This is a genomic window from Methanothermococcus sp. (genome assembly GCF_015523155.1).
Taxonomy (GTDB): domain Archaea; phylum AGJL01; class Methanococci; order Methanococcales; family Methanococcaceae; genus Methanofervidicoccus.
In genome coordinates this window covers 1-9,040 of record NZ_WAKW01000009.1, presented here as the reverse complement: position 1 = coordinate 9,040, position 9,040 = coordinate 1, and the positions used below count along the sequence as shown (strand labels likewise).

Here is a 9,040-nt window from a genome sequence, read left to right as displayed (position 1 = left end):
GATTTTATCTCTAATTTTATCACCGTAGCCCTATTACTTTTTTTTTCTTTATTATGGGGTTAGTATTTAACGATTTTATTCAGTGTATTTATATCGTATTCTCCATCACTTTAAAAATATCCTTCTCCATAAGAAACTTTAACTACTTTGCCTAATAATAGATATTGGAAATAATATTTTTTATTTTCTATCGATGGACAATATAACAATCTAAAACCGAATGAACGATTACTATGCTAAACGAAACAAAATCAAAAAACAACCAAGAATTGGATTATCAAATCGTTTTATCTTACAAGGTTAGCCATAACCATCAACTTAAAACCTTTTTAATCGAATGTAGAGAAAAACTAAACGAATGCATAGACATAATTTGGAATAATATCGAATGGACTAAAAAAGAACTACCAAAACTACCAAAATCAAACGAATTTAAAAGAAATTTAAGAAACAAACTGTTAGAAAATTGGAATTATGCCTCTCATTATATAGATGGAATTATTAAAACTGCCTATTCTATCTTAGGTAGTTGGTCCTCAAATTATAAAAATGGTTATAGAACAAAAACAAAACCGATAGTTAAAAGACCTTTGTTAGAGTTAAAACAACTCTAATAAAATATGATAAAGATAAAGGAGAGATAAGAATAACGATAAAACCGAGAGAAGAATATTTGGTCTTAAATATTAAAAACGAATGGTTTTTCGATAAAGTTAAGATTTACCAATAGGAGAAATTATTTTAAAAGAAAATGAAGCATATTTAACCTTTAAAGATGCTCTAAATTATTCAGACAAGGAGATGATAGTTGGAGTAGATAGCAACTTAAAGTCGTTAGATTTATACCACCCAACAGAGGGTTGGATAAGGATTGATTTATCTGAATTGCATAGGATTAAAGAAGTTTATGACAAAAAAATCGATTTACTTAAAAAATATCCTGTAAGAGCCTTAAGGTAGATAAAAAGATTGTTAGAAAGAAGGAAGAATAGAGTTTATGACTTTTTACATAAATTAACTACTCAACTGTCTCGATTATTTCCTAATGTGATTTTTATCTTCGAAGATTTGAATAAAAGAAAAATGTATAAAAATAAAACTTTCAATCGAAAGTTGGATAGGGCTAATTGGAATGAAATAATACAAAAAATTGGTTATAAAGTAATAACCATTTTAGTTAATCCTTCTTACACATCAACAACCTGTCCTATATGCGGGAGTAAAATGGAGTCCCAAGAAGGACAGGTTATTTATTGCTTTAATTGTAAAAACTCATTTAATCGCCAGTTGGTTGGCTGTTTTAATATCTTTAAAAGAGGTTTAGGTAAAGTTAAAGAGATTATGGGTGGCTCAGAGGTTACCACGACAGGGGCAGAGGTTTCCATTTGGAAACTGATGACGCCCAATCCCAGTGTGGAAGCGAAGCTTCCAGTAAGGGAATCGAACCGAAGGTTCGAGCTACAAAATCCTTCGGATTTTGTTCAAATCGTAGATTTCCCTCTAATAGTCTATAAAGTTGATTATAACGGAAAATATCTGACTAAAATTTCTTGAATGTCTATAATTGTCTATAGATGACTACATTGGAAGAACCCCCTCTCTTAACAACATTATCTAGGAAATATTTATAAACCTTATATCCATCATCTGAGAGCTCGGGGTGAAATGCTATTGCCATGTATTTACCTTCCTTCACTCCAACAATATTATCTCCCTCTTTTGCTATGATTTCAACAGTATCATCTAAAAGTTTATCTACAACAGGAGCTCTGATAAATACCGCATGGACTTTTTCCCCATCTAATTCAATGTCTTCTTCAAAACTTTCCCTCTGGCTACCGTAGGCGTTTCTTTTAATGGTTATGTTCATCAATTCTAAAAGTGGCTGTTCCCTTCCAGTTCCTTTTGAAAGCAATACCATACCTGCACAAGTTCCCAATATTGGAAAATCAGATTTTTTTAAAGCTTCAATAAAACCATATTTTTTCATAAGTTTGCCCATGGTAGTGCTTTCTCCACCTGGAATAATAAGGGCATCAATATCATCTAAATCAGCAGGCGTTCTAATCCTTTTTGGCGTGCAATTTATCCTTTTAACCATTTCTTCATGCTCTTCAATATCTCCCTGAATACCTAAAATACCTATATTCATACTCTCACCAATTATTAATTATATATTAGTAAAAATAAAAAACTTCTAAAATAAATAAACACCTCAGAGCTCATACGGTTCATCATATATAAATCAGCAAAAATTTATTCATCACAGGTGTTTTAATGATTATTATTGTTATGAAATCGTTCCTTTTGAACAATATATAAGGTGATACAATGAAATTCCTAATACTTGACGGATGGTCGAACCAAACCTTTAAAAAAGGTTTGGACGAAAATTCAAAACTCACTTCGTTCGTTTTGAACAATATATAAGGTGATACAATGAAATTCCTAATACTTGACGGATACACCGATGAACCTGCTGGACTTGGGGTTCCACCATACATAGGAACATATCCAAGATATGCCGCAGGTGTCATTTATAAATATAACTATGATGTGCATTATATAACTATCGATAAATTAAGAAACGAGATTAAAAAGGGATTTGATTTTAACAAATTTGATGTAGTAATAGCAATTTGTGGATTCCACACCCCTGGAAAATATTTAAATGCAAATCCTGCAACATTGAGGGAAATTGTATCAATTTTATATGATTTTAAAGGATTAAAAATATTGGGGGGTCCTGTTGCAACAAAATTTGGTTCATCAATGGAAGGGGGAAAAATAAAAGACGAAGAAAAGCTCAAATACTTCTTTGATGTTGTGGCAAGTGGAGACCTTGAAATAGTTTTATCTGATTTAATTGAGAATAATTTTAACATTGAAAAAATAAATCCTGAAAAATTAAGAAATTACAATCAAATAAAGGAATTTGCAATTAGAGGGGCAAAAATTGTAAAACAACATCCTGACTATCCTTACATCATTGCAGAAATTGAAACATACAGAGGATGTTCAAGAAATACAAGTGGAGGATGTAGCTTCTGCACAGAGCCGAGAAGGTTTGGAAGTCCAAAATACAGGGATGAGAAAGATATAATTGAAGAGGTTAAAGAATTGTATTTAAACGGGATAAAATATTATAGAATAGGGCGACAACCATGTATTTTTTCATATAAGGCGAAGGATAGTGAAAAAGAGGAGGTACCAAAACCAAATGTTGATGCAGTTGAAAGATTGTTTAAAGGCATATGTAATAACATTAAACCTGAGGTTTTACATATAGACAATGCAAATCCTGCGGTGATATCAAGGCATGAAGATGAGAGTAGGGAAATTGCAAAAATACTTGTGAAATACTGTACAGGAGGAAATGTTGCGGCTTTTGGTGTTGAAAGTTTTGATGAGAAGGTAATTAAAAAGAATAATTTATTAACCACTCCTGAGGATGTTTTAAAAGCTGTAAAAATATTAAATGAAATTGGAGGTAGTAGGAGCTTTACAGGTCTTCCCCATTTACTTCCCGGCATAAACTTATTGTTTGGATTAAAGAGAGAAACAAAGGAAACATTCAATATAAATTATAATTATTTGAAACAAATATATGACGACGGATATATGATAAGGAGAATAAATATAAGGCAAGTTGTCCCATTTTTCGGCACAGATATAAGTATAAACGACATCAAAAAAGCAAATAAAAGAAAAAAATTATTTTTAAGCTTTAAGGAAAAAATCAGAAAAGAAATTGATAATCCTATGCTAAAAAGAGTAATTCCAAAAGGGACTGTATTAAAGGATGTATTTGTTGAGGTCATGCAAATCAAAGATTTGCAAAATCCTTCGCTATCGCTTGAAATAAAAGAAAAGAAAACCCTTTATTTTGGACGGCAGTTTGGAAGTTATCCTATATTGGTCGGCATGATTGGAAATGATTTAAAACTTAAAAGCTTCGTTGATGTTAAAATAACAGGATATGGTAGGAGGTCTATAACTGGAAAGCCTCTTTAATTAGTAAGTTTATTTTTTTACTCTTTTATTATTATATTGGTATATTTTTTTCTGTTTTTTATTATATATTTTTATCTCTAAATGTAGTAATTTAATATAGTTAATTTTTTATATAATTATTAATTAAATATATTTGCAAACCATTATTACCAAAAAGTTTATATATTATAATTCAATATTTTACTAAGAAAATAATTTCCTTATATTATATATTATAACGGAAATATATTTCCTTTAATGATAATAATCGATGGTGATGATATGAAAAAAAGCCTTATTATAATTGGCGTGGGTTTGATAATATTGGGTTTAACTTTATCAGGATGCACTGAAAATGGAAAAGAAAATACTGAGGCTTCAATCCATGCCTATGTTGGAGCAGGAATGCAGCAGCCTATGGATGAAATTGGAAAGGAATTCGAAAAAAAATATAATATAAAGGTTAATTACGACTACGCCGGGAGCGGACCTCTTTATTCAAAAATTCTTGCATCAAATAAAGGAGATATATTTATGCCCGGTGCATACTTCTATGTCAGTGAATTGAGCAAAAGGGGATATATTATTGATTGTACCAATATAACAAAACATATTCCAGTAATAGTTGTCAAAAAAGGAAATCCAAAAAATATCACATCACTTGAAGATTTGGGAAAACCGGGGATAAAACTATCTCTTGGTGAAGAAAATATTGCAATAGGAAGAACCTTTAATAAGATATTAACTAAGGCAGAAAAAGACCATCCAAGCATAACTAAAAAAATAAAAAATAACACTGTTGTTAGAGGGGCTACTGTAAAACAAACCTTGCTTTATGTCGAGCTAGGTCAGGCTGATGCCGCAGTGGTTTGGAGGGCAGATGCCATGGAGGACAAAGATAAGGTGGATATTGTTCCAATAGACCCAAAATACAATATAATTAAAACTGTTCCAATAGCTATACTAAAAACAACCAAAAATGAAAAAAATGCTAAATTATTTTATGATTTCGTAAATACCAAAGGAAAAGAGATATTTAAAAAATACGGATTTGAAGTGATAGAATAATATTTAATGGAAGGTAAAATAATTAAAAAATAGGGATAATATGAGAGATTTATTAAAATTCTTTTCCTTATCTGCTTTATCTATTTTTATTATACTAATTCTTTTCATTGTGCTGGCAATTGTTGGTAAAGTATCTATAGGAACACTTCAAGAGGCAATATTTTCAAAAGAAATTCAATTTGCCGTAAAACTTAGCTTAATGACTGCATCAATTGCTACTTTACTCGGTGCTATTGTAGGGGTTCCTTCGGCATATGCTCTTACAAGGTATAACTTTAAAGGAAAGGAATTAATAGACAGTTTGATAGATTTGCCGGTGATACTTCCACCACTTATATCAGGTTTTGCCCTTCTTGTGTTCTTTGGAAATACATTAATTGGAAGGACAATTACCGAAAACATTATAAATGTGATATTTAGTCCCACAGGGATAATTGTTGCACAGTTCTTTGTTGCTACGCCGTTTATAATTAAAACATCAAAAGCAGTATTTGAAGGCATAGACGAGAAATACGAGTATGTAGCACAGAGTTTAGGAATGACTAAACTTAAAAGTTTCTTTAAGGTAATAATTCCAATGGCAAAAAATGGCATTCTTGCAGGTATGATTCTTGCATGGGCAAGAAGTATGGGGGAATTTGGAGCCACGCTAATGCTTGCAGGAGCTACAAAGATGAAAACTGAGACATTGCCCATTGCCGTATTTTTAAATATATCCATAGGTAAGTTAGAACTCGCACTATCGGTAGCATTTATATTTCTTGTAGTTGCAGTATTAACCATATTTTCAATAAAAACAATAGTTAAAATAGGTGGTGGTGATTATGATAAATATTAAAGAAGCACTTAAAAAGATTGCAGAAGAAAACAATCTATTAAATGAACCTATCGAAGCACATCCTGTAAATGTGAATTTAGATACAACAAGAATAAGCGACTATCCGTTGTTGAACGGCAGAGAGTTTTTATTGAGGGCATTTTTTAAAGGCTGTGTTGGAGATGCTTTTACAGGAAATTTAAGGGAATTTAAAGGAACTATTGCAGAAGTATTGGAATCAGATTATAATCCACTTATTGTAGCAACATTGAATGCTGTTATGAGATACTTAGGACATATTGAAAAAACAGAGCACTGCACAAAAGATGAGCCTGAAACATGTGCAAAAAAACTTTCTGAATACCTGTTAAATGAATTTAAAAATAATGGCAAAGATATTAAAAATACAAAAATCGGTATAATCGGATATCATCCTGCAATAATTAAGCAAATGGTGGAAACATTTGGAAAAGACAATGTAATGGCAACAGATTTGGATTTTAACAATATAGGGAGAATAAAACATGGTATTGTAATATACCATGCAGATATGAACGAATATTTAATAAAAAATTCAGATATTGTTCTTTCTACTGGAAGCACTGCGGCAAATGGAACGATATTTGATATTGTTGAGATGGCAAAAAAATACAACAAAAGAGTAATATTTTATGGAACAACAGTTGCAGGAATAGCCAAATTATTAAATCTTGAAAGATTCTGTGAATGTGGGAAATAAATTTTTCTTATTATTTATATCCTTAATTTTTAATTTAAGGGGATATTATGCTTGAAATTAAAAATTTAAAAAAGAAACTAGATAATTTTACATTGAAAATTGACAATCTTAAAATAGAGAATAATGATTACTTTGTATTTCTTGGATTAAGTGGAAGTGGGAAAACTACACTTTTAGAAATAATAGCAGGATTTAGAAAGGCGGATGAGGGGAAATTAATTCTTAACGGTGAAGATATTACTAAAAAGCCTATCAATAAAAGGAAAATTGTAATGTGCAATGGAAGGTATCTTTTTCCCCATTTAACCGTAAAGGAAAATATAGGATTCGGCATAAAAAAAAGAAATAGTGAAAAGATAGAAAAAATTAAAAACACCTGTAAATTATTAAAAATAGAGCATCTATTGAATAGATATCCAAAAAATCTTAGTATGGGGGAACAACAACGAGTTGCCTTAGCAATGGCACTTGTTTTAGAACCTGAAATAATCCTTCTTGATGAGCCTTTGAACTCACTTGATAGATTGATACATGAGAGGTTGTTATATGAGCTCAGAGAAATATACAACAATTCAAATATTACATTTATACATGTTACCCATGATTTTAACGAGGCAATAGCTCTTGCAAAACATATGGCAATTATAAGAAATGGAAAAATTGAACAGATGGGAACTATTGATGAAATACTGAAAAAACCGAAGAATAAATTTATAGCAGAATTTACAGGAGTTAGAAATTTATTAAATGGAAGTATTAGGGAAGAAAATGGAAAATACATATTCAGCAATGGAAAAATAGATATCCATATGGGTTATGAATGCCAATGTGGGAGAGCTCTGATAGGAATAAGACCAGAGGACATAATGATAATAAGCCATTGTAAATGTCATTATAGAAACGAAAATATATATTCTGGAAAAATCGTTGAAATATTTCCTTCCAGTTTATGCACCTATCGAGTAATATTAAATGTTAATGGTTTAAATTTAAATTGTGAAGTGGTTAAGTGCAAAGCTGATAAAATGCAACTCAAAAAAGACTCTGATATAAATTTCTGTATAACTACTGCAATACCAATAAAAGAGCTCTGATTTATTTTTTAGGTCATTAAGTTTATCATTATAATTCATTACAAATTTCAACAATCAGCCAAAACAATGGCGGTAAAAACAGCAGCACGGCAATTATTAATAATTGGATACTTACTTACGGCAATTTTGGTATTATTTTAATTAACCAATAAGGCAATTCTTCGTTTTTATATATTACATTATTTACAACAATATTGATGCTATTGTTAATATACCAACCACATAAGCAAGTATCTCTACTGTTTTGTCCCCTCTGTATGGTCTTTTTAAGTCATTTGAGAACTCTTCAATTTCTTTCAATCTTTCATCATTTTTCACTGGTTGCATGTTTAATTTTACATTCATAATATCACCTTTTTTTTAATTTATTTATTTCTCCTTGATTATAGTAGTGTAAAAACTAATATATATACCTTTTTGCTCATGATAAATCATGACAATTGTTTTTAATGAAAAATAGTGAAATAGGGCTTTTTTAATATAATGATAAATCATGACAAATTGAAATAATATATAAATAATGTAAAGATAATAAATGGATGAATGGTGATAATATGTTCAGCATAAAAATGAGGGCGTCAAAAAAGGGAAATCATATATCGGGAGCTGAAACCATTGTGGATGATGAAAAATATATAGAGCTCACCACAAATGAATTTATAAAGAGAGCTCTATCTCATGAAAACGGAGCTCCCGATTTTATAAATATAAAGATTGAAAAAATCGATAAAAACGAAGTGAGATATATTAACCATTTGCCAATAAAAACCATAAACTGCAAAAATAAAGAGGAAGCAAGAAGAACGGCAAGAGATATTCTAAAAAAAGAAGGAATAAACGATGATTTAATAGAAAAGGCATTTGAAATAATTGATAAGGGAGGAATGAGAGGGGCTTCCATTCTAAATTTAAATGGGGAAAGATTAGAGCCAGACAAAGAAAGGGGCGTAAGGGTTAAAAACATCTCTACAACAAAGGAATTAAAAGAAAAAATTTTAAAAAACAATATTGGAACAGATAGAACAGTTGATGCCATTGCAATTGCATCTAAGGTAATAAGTTTAGGTGCGATTGCTGAGCTCTGCACATCGGATAACAAATCATATACTACTGGATATGTAACCACAAAGGACGGATATTTTAGAATAACCAACTTAAAAAAGGAAATTGAAAAGGGCGGAAGGGTATTTTTTGTTAAAAATGGTATAAATATTGAGGATTTGATTGATAAATTGGAGAATAAACCATATATTGTTAAATAGAATAATAAAAATAATAAAAAGAAAAAACGTGATATTATGCTAAAATCACAGCTTCAAAAGGAAATTG

At 30.4% G+C, this 9,040-nt stretch carries 8 protein-coding genes and 1 pseudogene; 7 read left to right on the top strand and 2 right to left on the bottom strand.

The genetic code is table 11. The features are described 5' to 3' along the window. The first annotated feature begins 233 nt into the window (after nt 1-233). Nucleotides 234-1,554 (top strand): annotated as a pseudogene (locus F7B34_RS01575) (RNA-guided endonuclease TnpB family protein). A gap of 4 nt (nt 1,555-1,558) precedes the next feature. Here the strand turns inward: F7B34_RS01575 and pdxT are convergent. Next, nucleotides 1,559-2,152 carry a pyridoxal 5'-phosphate synthase glutaminase subunit PdxT gene (gene pdxT, locus F7B34_RS01570; RefSeq protein WP_292459804.1) on the bottom strand — a complete coding sequence of 198 codons (594 nt, stop codon included), beginning with the start codon at nt 2,150-2,152 and terminating at the stop codon, nt 1,559-1,561. Nucleotides 2,153-2,439: 287 nt separating this feature from the next. On the opposite strand from pdxT, the gene F7B34_RS01565 reads away from it, so the two are divergent. The 5 genes from F7B34_RS01565 to F7B34_RS01545 all read left to right on the top strand — a co-directional run bounded on the left by F7B34_RS01565 (nt 2,440) and on the right by F7B34_RS01545 (nt 7,711). Beyond that, nucleotides 2,440-4,014, top strand: a complete 1,575-nt coding sequence (locus tag F7B34_RS01565; protein ID WP_292459803.1) for a radical SAM protein — start codon at nt 2,440-2,442, stop codon at nt 4,012-4,014. A 261-nt stretch (nt 4,015-4,275) separates the two neighbouring features. Further along, complete coding sequence (gene modA, locus F7B34_RS01560) at nt 4,276-5,061, top strand: molybdate ABC transporter substrate-binding protein (protein ID WP_292459802.1); 786 nt, start codon at nt 4,276-4,278, stop codon at nt 5,059-5,061. Nucleotides 5,062-5,101: 40 nt separating this feature from the next. Further along, nucleotides 5,102-5,899 carry an ABC transporter permease gene (locus tag F7B34_RS01555; RefSeq protein WP_292459801.1) on the top strand — a complete coding sequence of 266 codons (798 nt, stop codon included), beginning with the start codon at nt 5,102-5,104 and terminating at the stop codon, nt 5,897-5,899. Beyond that, entirely contained in the window at nt 5,886-6,617 is a 732-nt protein-coding gene (locus tag F7B34_RS01550) for a Rossmann-like domain-containing protein (protein ID WP_292459799.1), read from the top strand. Before F7B34_RS01555 ends, F7B34_RS01550 begins: the two co-directional genes overlap by 14 nt. A gap of 47 nt (nt 6,618-6,664) precedes the next feature. Then, a complete protein-coding gene (locus tag F7B34_RS01545; protein ID WP_292459798.1) occupies nt 6,665-7,711 on the top strand; it encodes an ATP-binding cassette domain-containing protein in 1,047 nt (348 codons plus the stop codon). Between the two features lie 183 nt (nt 7,712-7,894). Here the strand turns inward: F7B34_RS01545 and F7B34_RS01540 are convergent, their stop codons facing one another. Then, entirely contained in the window at nt 7,895-8,056 is a 162-nt protein-coding gene (locus F7B34_RS01540; protein WP_292459796.1) for a hypothetical protein, read from the bottom strand. A gap of 209 nt (nt 8,057-8,265) precedes the next feature. Here F7B34_RS01540 and F7B34_RS01535 point away from each other — a divergent pair, with 209 nt between their 5' ends. Then, nucleotides 8,266-8,973: a 6-carboxyhexanoate--CoA ligase gene (locus F7B34_RS01535; protein ID WP_292459794.1), complete on the top strand. Its 708-nt coding sequence runs from the start codon at nt 8,266-8,268 to the stop codon at nt 8,971-8,973. The last annotated feature ends 67 nt before the right edge of the window (nt 8,974-9,040 follow it).